Here is a 13,048-nt window from a genome sequence, read left to right as displayed (position 1 = left end):
GAACGATTACTACACCCAAGACGGAACACGAGTCTGTCTTCCCATTTACATCGATGTTCCCATGTCTAAGCGTAAGGAACTCCTTAATGGAATCCGAGATGCTCAGAACTCAGAGACCACATCATCTAAACCATCTTCTGTCTCAGGACTAACAGTAGAGACTAAGAACCCACGCTCTAACGTTCACGACTTCCTAGGAATGCAACCTGACGTTCTACGTGGTGTCCTGTTCCAACGTGGTGGTTTAGCACTTGATTTAATCATCCGTCTTCAGCAAGTTGCTGGGATGGAGGTTCTTACAGAAGCAGACATCAAGAAAGCATTCTCTGCTCGTCAGAAGTCTGTTCTGAATCTCGTGAAGGAAACAGTCTTTGTTCCTGCATGAATGGACCTACATCCAATCAAGAAGCAACGTGTCTCTACAACCAATGGTTGGCGGATTTACGAATCACCAGAGACACAACTGATTTCACATTCAGGAGGATGTGCTCTGAAGACTTAATTGAACTTCAGCAGAAAGCACAAGTCCTAATGGATTCAGGTGAACTTGATTCACAGCAACAAACCAAGATGAAACTTGTCACCCAAAGGAGCGTGTCTCAGTGGATTACTTGGTTGAAAGCATCAAGGACTAACAACCTCCTTTAGTCCACCTACACTAAACACACACAGAGTTACCCATGGCAGTTTCTAAAAGGGTTCAAGTCCTACTAAGAGACCGCGTTGCGGAAATCATTGAAGGGATTGCGGAAGAGGAGAATCTCTCCCAATCCAAGGTGTGTGGTGCGTTGATTGAGGAAGCACTCCTAACCAGGGGTGTTTTCAGCAAGAACTCTCACATCCGTGAGGTTCTCCCTTCAACACCCACTCGTGACTCAGTAATGAGAAAAGACTCCCTCCTCGACGCAGTAGACATTGCCGAGCGAAAGGTGGAAGTCACTCAGAACCGCAAAACAGAAACAGATGAGAACGGAGTCATCCATGAATCCTCTGAGGAGTTCCTCTCTGCAATTGACTCTGACGACCTGAAACTCCTTAGGAAGTTCAAGATGCTGAAGGAGTTAAACCTCCTCTAACTACTCTAACGCCGCTCTAACATCGATTTTCCCTCAAATCCTTGTCTCTTACTCAATGTTGGTTCTTCCCCTGGAACCACCCAAACAGGACAATTCTGAGTGCGCGCGATCTGGGCGGATAGCAGCGAGCCGCTTGTCTCAGGGCACTCAACCACCACCAAGGCACAAGCCACACTCACCAACAGGCGATTCCGCAACGCAAAGTTGGATCGCTGCACCCGAGCACCGCAAGGCCATTCGCTCAACAACAAGCCAGCAGCCTCAACTTGGGCCTGCAGAGCCTCATGCTCAGGCGGATACACACGATCCAATGGCGTGCCCAAAATGCCAACCGGAAGTCCACCCGCTGCAAGACAACCACGGTGAGAGGCGGCATCAATGCCTTCAGCAAGACCACTCACCACGGGCCAACCAGCACGGGCGAGGCACTGACCAAGCGCATAGGCCATCCGACAGCCATGATCCGATGGTCGGCGCGTTCCCACCACCGCGACAGCCTTTTGAGCGGATAAGAAAGGCCAGCACTGCGTCCTCCCTGACCAGTGCACAGCAAGTGGAGGACGCTTCAACAAATCGAACGAGATTGGCCAGTCCTGATCCAGGGGAAACAGAGCATTGTCTGGAACCAAAAGGCTGGGGGACGTCCCTTTGCTCAACCGATAAGCCTCGACACGCGCCATCAAGGAGTCGGGCCAGCGCAGGGCTGCTTGCAAACGCAAGAGGGGCCATGACCACAGCTCTGCCAAGGTCACCTGATGGGCTTGAGCAACAGCCCTAAGAGCCCTAATCCTGGCAACACCGAGTCCGGGACATGAGATCCACAGCCACCACCAGCCACGCTCTCCCAACAGCTCAGAGCAAGTACAAATGTACTAGCACATTATTGGGACGGTCCTTGGATCAACAGCTCTAGCGCTCCTGCAACAGACGCTGGTGGGCGGCGCAAAACCTGACGCCTGTCTCCGTTGAGACGGACCAAAACCAACGCCACATGGGCCTCGAAGGCGCAATTACCATCGGCCCTTAACAGCTGCGTCTGCCAGCGCCAGCGGGGACCCTCTGGCTCAAGTGCGTGGCTTTGAAGCACAACCTGGTCGCCATGCATGAGGGCTCGCTTGTAGGACATCTCCAAGCGAACAACTGGCATTTCCAACCCTTCAAGCGCCATCAGTCGATAGGGCAGGCCTACCGCCGCGAGTGCTTCAACACGAGCCTCTTCCAACCAACCGACATAGGCGCCGTGCCACATCACACCGCCGTGATCGGTGTGTTGTGGCAACACACGCTTGTTCAATCGCCAAGGAAGGCGCGTAACGCTCTCAGTCACCATCAACACGGCCTGGAGCATCAGCCATAGGCTGAAGCAGACCTAACTCTTCATCGTGTTCAAGAATCTTCTGATTGCTGATTCCGGCAAAGGGCATGTCGGAGAAATGGTGCGGATGCTCCGTGACCTTCCAGGGTTCAGAGCAGCTCGTATCAACCTGCTCCACGTGGTTTCTGAGCAAGGCAAGGTCAACTCAGAAGACCACTGGACGACAGCAGGAAGCCTGCTGTCCAAGGCGGTGACTCAATTAGGCCTTGATCCGAGTGACGTGAATTCGATCATCCGCCAAGGGGATGCCAAGCAAACCGTTCTCAAGGTGGCTGAAGAAATCAATGCCGACTTAATTGTGATGGGATCCAGAGGCCTTGGTCGCCTCCAGTCGATCCTGTCCAACAGCACCAGCCAATACGTGTTTCAGCTCTCAACACGTCCGATGTTGCTGGTCCGTGATGACCTCTACGTTCGCCACGTGAATCGGCTCATGGTGACCATTGACGGAACTGGGGTTGGCGATGATGCACTCCGGATTGCTTGCGAAATGGTTCGCGACATCCCTGGCGGTCAGCTCACTGGCGTTCACATTGCCAGGCAAGACTTATCAGCCTCCCGTGGAGGAGACAACAAAGCCGACGGCTTGCTGACTGCCGCAGTTCAACGCGCTCGGAGCATGGGCGTTGAACTGAAACCAATGCACGTGGCGAATCCGGACATTGGTCGAGGTGTTTGCCAAGCAGCCGAAGAGATCGGTGCCGACCTCGTAGTGATCGCGTCACAGGACAGGCGACCTCTTGTTGCAAGAGGTCTTGTGGATCTGGACAAGCTCCTTGGCGGCTCAATCAGCGACTACATCCGAGTCCACGCGCCTGCTCCGGTTCTTCTGGTCCGCGAACCAGAAAAGAATTAAACCGGAGCAGACCTGTGCCAGCAGTCGATCAAGAGGAACCTTCTCGGCTGTTGGTCTGGATGAACAAGACGATCAGAAACACCGTCGGAACCAGGACGAACATGAGGCTGGCAACGAAGCCGAGATCGTTGGTTTCCATGGGCGATTAATGATGCAAGGCCGAACGTATCATCGTTCGGGAGCAACGATGAACTTCAGCTCACCCCTCGTCACTGGGCGTAGCAGGCGAATCGGTTGCAGTCTCCTGTTCAGACCCTTCCTCCGCCTCGTCAGCGCTCTCGTCAATCGGCCATGACGTTGGCCCGGCTGGCAGGGCTTCAGCGCGAGCCGCTGCCTTTTTCTTATCAAGTTCCGCCAAGCGAACCTGCGGACGAGTCAGCACGATCACGGATTGCTCTACAAGTGCCTGACAAGCCAATCTCCAGGACTCAGGGCGACGCCTGAGCTTGTTGTCCTCAACAACGGTTCGAGCTGTTAAGGGGGAGTCGGCGTCGGATCCCACAACATCAACAAAACAGGTGATGCACTGACCACACCCACCGCAATTTCCCAGTTGCCCCTTCAAGCCGTAGAGCTCGATGTTTTCGCGCAGAGCGACATCACGCAGATTTTCACCTGGATAACACTCCACATCACGTCCCTCACGCAGAAAACGAATGACTGGCATGGAGTGCTCCAGCAATAAACGCCCACTTTGCGCCCAAAGGTTGCGTTTTGTAACCCCCTCAGCCAGAGCCGAATGCGGCAGCCAAAGGGCGGAAGCACTGACAGGACAGTGAGGAAAACAAATCAAGGGGTCTCAACACAAGACATTGCAGCTCGCGACAACACGCCCCACTCAATTGAGCGAACCCCTTACGATCGCTAGGTCTGTCTGCATCAGCAGCTCCGTTCCACCTGAACCTGACCCATGGGATTGCCCTGGTATCGGGTGCACACCGTCGTTATTAACGACCCAGGCCGACTCTTGGCCGTGCACCTCATGCACACTGCCCTCGTTGCCGGCTGGGCCGGCTCGATGGCCCTCTACGAACTCGCAATTTTTGATCCATCGGATCCAGTTCTGAACCCCATGTGGCGTCAGGGCATGTTTGTCATGCCCTTCATGTCACGACTGGGCGTCACCGGAAGCTGGGGAGGCTGGAGTATTACCGGAGAAACAGGAGTCGATCCTGGCTTCTGGAGCTTCGAAGGCGTCGCAGCCGCTCATATCGTCTTCAGCGGCCTACTCATGCTTGCTGCGATATGGCACTGGACGTATTGGGATCTTGAAATCTGGCAAGACCCCCGTACGGGCGAACCAGCTCTAGACCTTCCGAAAATTTTCGGCATCCACCTCCTTCTTGCAGGCTTGGGTTGCTTTGGATTTGGTGCTTTTCACCTCACCGGTGTCTTCGGACCTGGCATGTGGATTTCTGATCCCTATGCGTTAACCGGTCATCTAGAGGCGGTTCAACCGTCATGGGGACCGGAAGGCTTCAACCCATTCAATCCAGGAGGAATTGTTGCCCACCACATTGCCGCAGGCATCGTGGGCATCATTGCCGGTATTTTCCACATCACGACTCGACCGCCGGAGCGCCTCTACAAGGCCTTGCGGATGGGAAACATCGAGACTGTTCTTGCTAGCGCAATCGCAGCTGTGTTCTTCGCTGCTTTCATCGTGGCAGGAACCATGTGGTACGGCGCAGCTGCAACCCCTGTTGAGTTGTTTGGCCCCACTCGCTATCAGTGGGATCAGAGCTACTTCAAAACCGAAATCAATCGCCGCGTTCAGACGGCCCTTGATGAAGGGGCCACCGTCGATGAGGCCTACGCTGCCATTCCTGAAAAACTCGCCTTCTACGACTACGTGGGCAACAGTCCTGCCAAAGGTGGCCTGTTCCGCGTTGGCCCGATGGTGAATGGAGATGGTCTTGCAACCGGATGGATTGGTCATCCTGTCTTCACCGACAAAGAAGGACGCGAACTTCAAGTGCGTCGTCTTCCCAACTTCTTTGAGAACTTCCCCGTCATTCTCGAAGACAACGACGGCATCGTTCGCGCCGACATTCCGTTCCGACGCGCCGAGGCCAAGTACTCCTTCGAACAGAGAGGCGTTACTGCAACTGTCTACGGCGGTTCTCTTGATGGGAAAGTCTTCACAGACCCTGCCGAAGTCAAGCGCTTAGCTCGCAAGGCCCAACTGGGAGAAGGTTTCGAGTTCGATCGCGAAACCTACAACTCAGATGGCGTGTTCCGCAGCTCGCCCCGCGGCTGGTTCACCTTCGGCCACGCAACCTTCGCTCTGCTCTTCTTCTTCGGTCACATCTGGCACGGTGCTCGCACCCTCTACCGAGATGTATTCGCAGGAATTGATCCTGATCTTGGCGAACAGGTTGAATTCGGCCTCTTCCAAAAACTCGGCGACAAATCAACACGTCGCCTACCCGAGGGATACGTTCCTCCCACGGGATCCACACCCCTCAGTTGATCGCTCTCTAGGAGACTCTCGATGGAAAGCTTCGCTTACATCCTCATCCTCGGCCTGGCGATTGCCACCTTGTTCTTCGCAATCGCATTTCGCGATCCACCGAAGATCGGTAAGTAGTCCATCCAGCAGATCAAACCCCGCTCAAAAGCGGGGTTTTTTTATTGCTCAAATCAGATTCTTCCTTCACAAACACTTTTCAAGGGTCCACATCTTCTATACAGTGTGAACAATTCAAAATGGATTGATTAGGGCTTGCAGTGCCCCTCCTGCCAAAACACGGATAGCCGGGTTCTCGAATCGAGAGCAGCCGAGGGCGGAAGAAGTGTGCGCCGGCGTCGTGAATGCCTCAATTGTGAATTCCGATTCACGACATACGAGCGGGTAGAAATGGTTCCAATCACCGTGATCAAACGCAATGGACACCGTGAAATTTTTAATCGCAGCAAACTTCTACACGGCCTGAGCAGAGCTTGCGAAAAAACTGAACTAACCCCCAGCAAACTCGAAGCGATTGTTGACGAGCTCGAACTCAGTCTTCAGCAAAGCAATAGCCGTGAGATCACCAGCTCGGAGATTGGTGAGTTGGTGCTTGGTCATCTCAAGGGGCTCAGCGAAGTTGCTTATGTGCGTTTTGCCTCGGTGTATCGACACTTCCGAAGCGTCAGCGATTTCGTCTCCACGCTCGAAGGAATGAACGCAGATAAAGCTGAGCTCGCGGCACTCGTCTAAAAAGCCAGGCTGTTCTGTAAAATTAAAAAATACTGATTCTTTGTCGGCGGGCACTGGGTCATTTTTTATCGCACTGTCTCCGGGCAGACCGCCAACCATCCATGACTGTTACCCCAACCGATCCGGCTCAGGATCTTGCTGTGGAGACCACCACTGCCGTCGACGAGAGCACTGCCGTCGAAGCCACAGCAGACCAAGCCGATTTTGGAACGGATGAAGATCTCAGCATCCCGGAAGAGATTCCTACTGCCGACGATCCCAGCAGTCGTGCCAACCCTAAGGATTTGGATGGGGCCGGCTTCACCATTGATGATTTCGCCTCACTACTTAGCAAGTACGACTACAACTTCAAGCCAGGCGACATCGTTAACGGCACAGTCTTTGCGCTGGAAACGAAGGGGGCGATGATTGATATCGGCGCTAAAACCGCCGCTTTCATGCCCCTTCAAGAGGTCTCCATCAACAGGGTGGAAGGTCTCAGCGACGTGTTGCTACCCGGTGAGATTCGGGAATTCTTCATCATGAGTGAAGAAAACGAAGACGGGCAACTCTCTCTCTCCGTTCGCCGTATCGAGTACCAACGCGCCTGGGAACGGGTGCGTCAGCTGCAAAAAGAAGACGCCACCATTTATTCAGAGGTGTTCGCCACCAACCGTGGTGGTGCTCTCGTTCGGGTGGAAGGCCTTCGTGGCTTCATTCCTGGATCCCACATCAGTACCCGCAAACCGAAAGAAGAGCTGGTTGCAGACTTCTTGCCTCTCAAATTCCTTGAAGTCGACGAGGAGCGCAATCGTCTAGTGCTCAGTCATCGCCGCGCCCTGGTCGAGCGCAAGATGAATCGCCTTGAAGTCGGCGAAGTCGTGATCGGAACCGTTCGTGGCATCAAGCCATACGGCGCCTTTATCGACATCGGTGGTGTGAGCGGTTTGCTTCACATTTCCGAAATCAGTCACGAACACATCGAAACACCCCATTCGGTGCTGAACGTGAATGATCAAATGAAGGTAATGATCATCGACCTCGACGCCGAACGCGGTCGGATTTCCCTGTCTACAAAGGCTCTGGAACCGGAACCCGGTGACATGCTCACCGATCCTCAAAAGGTCTTTGACAAGGCAGAGGAAATGGCAGCTCGCTACAAGCAGATGCTTCTTGAGCAAGCGGAAGAAGGAGAAGAGCCATTGAGCTCGATGATGGTCTGAGCTGCATGAGCCCATGGCTCATTTATCTCTAAGAGGCCATTCACTTGGCTTGATTCGTGGGGTGCTGTTCGACAAGGACGGCACCCTTTCCCATAGCGAACCCCATCTCATCGAGCTGGCCGACGCCAGGATTGAGGAAATCATTCGCGTCTTTGCCTCCCGTGGCGCATCCACCGACGTCCAAGTCCAACTCCTGGGCTTACTGAAACGCGCGATGGGCCGGTGCGACTCCGGCCTGATTCCTGATGGAACGTTGGCCGTCGCGTCCCGTCAACACAATCTGTTGAGCACCGCCACCATCTTCTGTCTCTTTGATCTCAGCTGGCCTCAAGCGCTCGTGCTCGCTGAAGAGATCTTTGACAGCGTGGACCGCCGCCATAAGCACAACGCAACGGAAGCAAGCCTCAGCGCCAGAACCCCTTTGCCCCACTCAAAGGAATTGCTCAACGAGCTGCACAGCGCAGGTGTGATCTGTGCCGTGATCAGCAATGACACCCGCCATGGAATCGAACAGTTTCTTCAAGACCATGGCTTGAGCTCCTTCATCACAGGAATCTGGAGCGCAGATGACACCCCTTGCAAACCAGACCCAGGCGCCGTGCATGGTCTATGCAAAATGCTGGATTTGGATCCAGCACAATGCGCACTCATCGGAGATGCCGACTCAGATCTGCTGATGGCACGCCGCGCAGGTATTGATTGTGCGCTTGGCTATGTGGCGGGATGGCATCGAACCCCCGGCCTGACATCCCATCAACATTTGATCCATCACTGGCAAGAGCTAAGGGTTGAACAAGCTCAGTAGGGGCAACCCGTAAAATCTCACCACGCCCTAACTACTTATGAGTCGATACGTTTTCACGTCCGAATCCGTAACGGAAGGCCATCCTGACAAGATCTGCGATCAAGTCAGCGATGCCGTACTGGATGCTCTCTTAGCCCAAGACAGCACGAGCCGCGTGGCCTGCGAAACGGTTGTGAATACCGGTCTTTGCATGATCACAGGCGAAGTCACCTCCAAAGCGCAGGTGGATTTCATCCATCTCGTACGCGATGTGATTCGAGATATCGGCTACAGCGGAGCTCGAGCCGGTGGCTTTGACGCCACGAGCTGTGCCGTACTCGTTGCCCTTGACCAGCAATCACCTGATATTGCCCAGGGCGTGGATGAAGCCGATGATCACGAAGGTGATCCGCTCGACAAGGTGGGCGCCGGTGATCAGGGAATCATGTTCGGCTACGCCTGCAATGAAACGCCCGAGCTGATGCCTCTGCCCATCAGCCTTGCCCACAGGCTTGCAAGGCGCCTGGCCGAAGTTCGCCACAACGGAACACTCGATTACCTGCTCCCTGACGGCAAGACCCAGGTGAGCGTTGTCTATGAAAACGACAAGCCAGTTGAGATCGACACCATCCTGATCTCAACCCAACACACCGCAGAGGTGACTGGCTTAACCGATGAGCAGGAGGTGCGCAATCGCATTAGTGAAGACCTCTGGACGCACGTTGTGCTGCCAGCGACAGCTGATCTACCTCTAAAGCCCGATCGCGCCAATTGCCGCTATCTGGTCAACCCCACAGGCAAATTCGTGGTCGGCGGTCCTCAGGGTGATGCCGGCCTCACGGGTCGAAAAATCATCGTTGACACCTACGGCGGCTATGCCCGTCACGGCGGTGGTGCCTTCTCAGGCAAAGACCCCACCAAGGTGGATCGCTCCGCTGCTTATGCCGCCCGATATGTGGCGAAAGCACTCGTGGCAGCTGGACTTGCCAACCGTGTGGAAGTTCAACTGAGCTACGCCATCGGAGTGGCCAAACCAGTGTCGATCCTTGTGGAGTCTTTCGGCTCAGGCAAGGTGTCCAATGCAGAGCTCACCGACCTCGTGCAAGAGCACTTTGACCTGCGTCCTGGCGCCATTATCGAGCAGTTCAAGCTGCGGGAAATGCCTTCCCTCAACGGTGGTCGCTTCTACCGCGATACGGCTGCCTATGGGCACTTTGGCCGCCCAGATCTGAACTTGCCCTGGGAAAATGTCGCTGATAAAGCGGCAGCCCTGAAGCAAGCGGAAGCGAGCCGCATCCAATCCGGAAGCAGCCTCTAGGTCCAAGACCATGAGCCAAGATCCGCTGGTGCTCGGCATAGACCTAGGCACCAGCGGTGTCCGCATTGCTGTCATCGACAGCAACTGTTCTCTACTCCAGACCGAAAGTGCGCCGTACCAGATCGGTCTGATCAACCCCTTCGACTGGCGCGAGCGCTGTTGCACGTTGATCGGTCGCCTCAAGCCCGACTACCGACATCGCCTCAAAGCCATCGCCGTGGATGGCACCTCAGGAACGTTGCTGGCCTGCGATCAAAAAGGGTTACCTCTTGCCGAGGCCCTGCCCTATTCATTCGCATGCCCAAATTTCACGGCGCAACTCCAAGCGTTGAGTCCACAGGGTGGACCCGCTTCAAGCGCCAGTGGCAGCCTTGCGCGGGCTCTGCACCTCGTCGACCAACACAAAGCTCCGCTCCTGCTTCGCCATCAAGCCGACTGGATTAACGGCTGGCTTCTTGACAATTGGAGCTATGGGGAGGAGGGCAACAACCTTCGCTTGGGATGGGACCTCAGCAAAAGTGCGTGGCCAGACAGCTTCACAAGCCAACCCTGGTGGGATGCACTTCCAGAGATTCGCGCCAGTGGCTCAGTGCTTGGCCCCCTTTCACCCCAACGCGCCATTGATCTAGACCTGCCAAAGGACCTGCTGGTCGTCGCCGGGACAACCGACTCCAACGCGGCCGTTCTCACAGCTGATGCTGACGACGACGAGGGCATCACAGTGCTGGGGAGCACCTTGGTGCTTAAACGATTCACCGATCAGCCCCTATCTCCAGGGCCAGGGACCTCTACCCACCGCGTGGGTGGTCGTTGGTTATGCGGAGGAGCCTCCAATGCTGGTGCTGCGGTGCTGAAGCAACTGTTTCCTGGCATCGACCTCGCTGAACTGAGCCGTCAGATTGATCCAGATCAAAACAGCGGCTTACAGCTACGGCCACTTCCCAAGTGCGGAGAGCGCTTTCCTGTTGATGACCCCCACCTCGAACCCATCCTGACGCCACGTCCAGTCAGCGATTCCCTTTATCTCCACGGCCTTCTAGAGGGATTAACGCAAATCGAACACGCAGGATGGCAACGCCTCACAAGCCTTGGAGCCGATCCTCCGAGAAAGATCGTGACGATTGGAGGCGGAGCGCGCAATCCTCAATGGCGACGTCTGCGCGAGCGCCAACTTGGTGTTCCGATTCGCAGCTGCAACACACCTCCAGCGGCAGGAGTGGCTCGTCTGGCTCTACAGGCTGTAAAAGCACCAGACAAGACGATTCATCTAGGGGAGAATTAAGCAAGCATCACCGAGCCCTTGCCCAACCGACTTCGTGACGGCCTTGCCCTTGGCCTGTTCATCGTGCTTGCCGGATATGTGGGATTCAGCGGGTTTCGGCTCGCCATCCTGCTCTGGCAACGCTTCAGCTGAGCCACTCCCCCACCCTCACCCTCGCCCTTTTCCACCATGACCGCTGATCCGCTTACCCCCGCTGTTAGCGAACGCATCTGTCGTCACATGAATGATGACCACGGCGATGCAGTGCTTCAGTACGCTCTCCATTACGGCGGAGTGAGTGCTGCAAACATCGCCACCATGACAGCCGTGAACGCTGATGCCATGAGCCTTGAGGTGGACGGAAAACCCCTCAGAATCCCCTTTGATCACACACTCACTGACAGTGAAGACGCCCACCGCACCATGGTGGCCATGCTGAGAGCCATGCCTTCTGATGGGGGCAAAGGGGAATCCTGAATGCAGTCGTTCTGATGCTTTGCTAACCGCACTCCACGATTGCCTTCAAGACCTGTTCGTTGTGCCTTCTTGCCCGATTTGCAAGAAGGTGATCCATACCCATCAACACGCGGATCAACCTTGCAACGAGTGCAAGCAAAAGCTGGGCCTCATGAAAAGGGGGCTTGAGGGCGCCACTCCTGTTCGCTTCAACGCGGCAGGCTGGTATCGGGGAGAGCTACGCCGAGAGATCCTGCGCCTAAAGCTCAATCAAGACCTATCAGTGCTGAAGGCGATCACCTTTGCACTACGACGAACTCTTCCCGCCAAGGCTCTCCTGGTTCCGATCCCGAGCTGGAAAACACAGAAGCGAGCTAATCCGCTGCCAGCATTGATCTGCCAGAGCCTGGGACGCACCACCAAGACGTTGCTGAAACGCTGCCGGCCCACCGTGGGGCAACACCATCTCAGTCGCCGTCAGCGGCTTGTAAACATGCAATCTGCATTCGCGATAGATCCAGATCAGCGATCCTGGTGCGTTTCAGAAACGCCCATCTGGATTGTCGATGACATCCTCACCAGTGGAGCCACAGCCCGAGAAGCACTCAACACGTTGAAAAGCGCTGGGTTTGGAGTCAGGGGATTGATCTGCCTAGGGCGCACCCCGTGATTTAAGATTCCGATGTCGTGAAAGCGACGTGCCGGGATAGCTCAGTTGGTAGAGCAGGCGACTGAAAATCGCCGTGTCCCCAGTTCAAATCTGGGTCCTGGCATTGACTGCAACTCGATCAAAACAGCAACGCTGCGGCCCAGAGGTTGCAGATCGATTGCCACGCCGCCCAAACGACGGAATCTCCCTTCAACTCCAAGGTGATGGGAGCTGAGGGAGATCACAAAATCGCTGATCAAATAGCTCGTTCCTATTGATCTACACAAAGACAGAGCCTGAACAGCTAGTCAATTTCTGGACGACGGCGCCCTGCATGGATGGTGGCAACCTCCGTAATCTCCTCAATCACTAAGTGCTTCCTCCAATCCTGAGACGCGTTCAGCAGCTCATCTAGCTCCTCAGACGTCATTTTTTTGTCAAGACCGCCAAGGGTGCCCTTGATGGCGCACTTGATGATGACCTCTTGCTCGTACGTCATGAAGCGAAAACTGCAACTACCATCTTGCCGAAGAGGTGAGACCGCTTAATTCCTGATCAACCACTCCATACCTTTTAACCGAATGCATCAACCATCCATTCCTTTCAGCGCAGCATTGAGACCAACGCTGAAAGGATAGAAAGCAACCAACGCGAATTAAACGATTACAGAAGCGAACCCACTAAAACAAACCGAGCATAAACATATAGATTACAGAAAAAGCAACGAGTTGAATAATTCCGCAAGCAAACCCAAGAGTCGTCAAAAACGTAGAAAACAATAACAACACCACCAACAACTATAGTTAAAATAATGCAAATACATCTCCAAAGTCACGGATGAATAGCTCAGAATCAAGACGATCGAAGAA

At 54.7% G+C, this 13,048-nt stretch carries 17 protein-coding genes and 1 tRNA gene; 13 read left to right on the top strand and 5 right to left on the bottom strand.

Annotated elements, in window-relative coordinates; genetic code table 11:
- Nucleotides 1–199 precede the first annotated feature (199 nt).
- Both SynMVIR181_RS02800 and SynMVIR181_RS02795 read left to right on the top strand, forming a co-directional pair.
- On the top strand, nucleotides 200–385 hold the full coding sequence (locus SynMVIR181_RS02800; RefSeq protein WP_186589910.1) for a hypothetical protein: 186 nt from the start codon (nucleotides 200–202) through the stop codon (nucleotides 383–385).
- 295 nt (nucleotides 386–680) lie between these two features.
- Nucleotides 681–1,076 carry a hypothetical protein gene (locus SynMVIR181_RS02795; RefSeq protein ID WP_186589909.1) on the top strand — a complete coding sequence of 132 codons (396 nt, stop codon included), beginning with the start codon at nucleotides 681–683 and terminating at the stop codon, nucleotides 1,074–1,076.
- 5 nt (nucleotides 1,077–1,081) lie between these two features.
- Here the strand turns inward: SynMVIR181_RS02795 and SynMVIR181_RS02790 are convergent, their stop codons facing one another.
- Nucleotides 1,082–1,924, bottom strand: a complete 843-nt coding sequence (locus SynMVIR181_RS02790) for a DNA-processing protein DprA (protein ID WP_255444389.1) — start codon at nucleotides 1,922–1,924, stop codon at nucleotides 1,082–1,084.
- A gap of 32 nt (nucleotides 1,925–1,956) precedes the next feature.
- Nucleotides 1,957–2,406, bottom strand: a complete 450-nt coding sequence (locus SynMVIR181_RS02785; RefSeq protein WP_186590460.1) for an acyl-CoA thioesterase — start codon at nucleotides 2,404–2,406, stop codon at nucleotides 1,957–1,959.
- Nucleotides 2,407–2,458: 52 nt separating this feature from the next.
- Here SynMVIR181_RS02785 and SynMVIR181_RS02780 point away from each other — a divergent pair, with 52 nt between their 5' ends.
- Nucleotides 2,459–3,307 (top strand): universal stress protein, encoded by an 849-nt coding sequence (locus tag SynMVIR181_RS02780; protein ID WP_186589908.1) that lies wholly within the window; start codon nucleotides 2,459–2,461, stop codon nucleotides 3,305–3,307.
- A gap of 28 nt (nucleotides 3,308–3,335) precedes the next feature.
- Here the strand turns inward: SynMVIR181_RS02780 and psbM are convergent, their stop codons facing one another.
- Together psbM and SynMVIR181_RS02770 are read right to left on the bottom strand one after the other, a co-directional pair.
- Complete coding sequence (psbM, locus tag SynMVIR181_RS02775) at nucleotides 3,336–3,446, bottom strand: photosystem II reaction center protein PsbM (protein ID WP_006854919.1); 111 nt, start codon at nucleotides 3,444–3,446, stop codon at nucleotides 3,336–3,338.
- 60 nt (nucleotides 3,447–3,506) lie between these two features.
- Complete coding sequence (locus SynMVIR181_RS02770; protein ID WP_186524655.1) at nucleotides 3,507–3,974, bottom strand: 2Fe-2S iron-sulfur cluster-binding protein; 468 nt, start codon at nucleotides 3,972–3,974, stop codon at nucleotides 3,507–3,509.
- Between the two features lie 243 nt (nucleotides 3,975–4,217).
- On the opposite strand from SynMVIR181_RS02770, the gene psbB reads away from it, so the two are divergent.
- From psbB to SynMVIR181_RS02720, 10 genes are all read left to right on the top strand, one after another.
- Nucleotides 4,218–5,780, top strand: coding sequence for a photosystem II chlorophyll-binding protein CP47 (gene psbB / locus SynMVIR181_RS02765; RefSeq protein WP_186524654.1), 1,563 nt, complete (start codon nucleotides 4,218–4,220; stop codon nucleotides 5,778–5,780).
- A 21-nt stretch (nucleotides 5,781–5,801) separates the two neighbouring features.
- On the top strand, nucleotides 5,802–5,897 hold the full coding sequence (locus tag SynMVIR181_RS02760) for a photosystem II reaction center protein T (protein WP_006854916.1): 96 nt from the start codon (nucleotides 5,802–5,804) through the stop codon (nucleotides 5,895–5,897).
- Nucleotides 5,898–6,032: 135 nt separating this feature from the next.
- The gene (gene nrdR, locus SynMVIR181_RS02755) at nucleotides 6,033–6,509 is read left to right on the top strand and encodes a transcriptional regulator NrdR (protein WP_186589907.1); all 477 of its coding nucleotides are present in this window, start codon (nucleotides 6,033–6,035) and stop codon (nucleotides 6,507–6,509) included.
- 101 nt (nucleotides 6,510–6,610) lie between these two features.
- Entirely contained in the window at nucleotides 6,611–7,711 is a 1,101-nt protein-coding gene (locus SynMVIR181_RS02750) for a 30S ribosomal protein S1 (protein ID WP_186589906.1), read from the top strand.
- 13 nt (nucleotides 7,712–7,724) lie between these two features.
- Entirely contained in the window at nucleotides 7,725–8,516 is a 792-nt protein-coding gene (locus tag SynMVIR181_RS02745) for an HAD family hydrolase (protein ID WP_186589905.1), read from the top strand.
- Nucleotides 8,517–8,553: 37 nt separating this feature from the next.
- Nucleotides 8,554–9,813, top strand: coding sequence for a methionine adenosyltransferase (gene metK, locus SynMVIR181_RS02740; protein WP_186589904.1), 1,260 nt, complete (start codon nucleotides 8,554–8,556; stop codon nucleotides 9,811–9,813).
- 10 nt (nucleotides 9,814–9,823) lie between these two features.
- Entirely contained in the window at nucleotides 9,824–11,095 is a 1,272-nt protein-coding gene (locus SynMVIR181_RS02735) for an FGGY-family carbohydrate kinase (RefSeq protein ID WP_186589903.1), read from the top strand.
- Between the two features lie 168 nt (nucleotides 11,096–11,263).
- Nucleotides 11,264–11,551, top strand: a complete 288-nt coding sequence (locus SynMVIR181_RS02730) for a DUF2470 domain-containing protein (protein WP_186589902.1) — start codon at nucleotides 11,264–11,266, stop codon at nucleotides 11,549–11,551.
- Between the two features lie 151 nt (nucleotides 11,552–11,702).
- Nucleotides 11,703–12,200: a ComF family protein gene (locus tag SynMVIR181_RS02725; protein ID WP_255444387.1), complete on the top strand. Its 498-nt coding sequence runs from the start codon at nucleotides 11,703–11,705 to the stop codon at nucleotides 12,198–12,200.
- A gap of 30 nt (nucleotides 12,201–12,230) precedes the next feature.
- Nucleotides 12,231–12,303: transfer RNA gene (locus tag SynMVIR181_RS02720), tRNA-Phe, on the top strand.
- Between the two features lie 180 nt (nucleotides 12,304–12,483).
- Here the strand turns inward: SynMVIR181_RS02720 and SynMVIR181_RS02715 are convergent.
- A complete protein-coding gene (locus SynMVIR181_RS02715; protein ID WP_186589901.1) occupies nucleotides 12,484–12,678 on the bottom strand; it encodes a hypothetical protein in 195 nt (64 codons plus the stop codon).
- Nucleotides 12,679–13,048 lie beyond the last annotated feature (370 nt).

Source organism: Synechococcus sp. MVIR-18-1 (assembly GCF_014279835.1).
Taxonomy (GTDB): domain Bacteria; phylum Cyanobacteriota; class Cyanobacteriia; order PCC-6307; family Cyanobiaceae; genus Synechococcus_C.
Note: the sequence above shows the minus strand (reverse complement) of the source record. Positions and strands in the feature narration are given on the sequence as shown.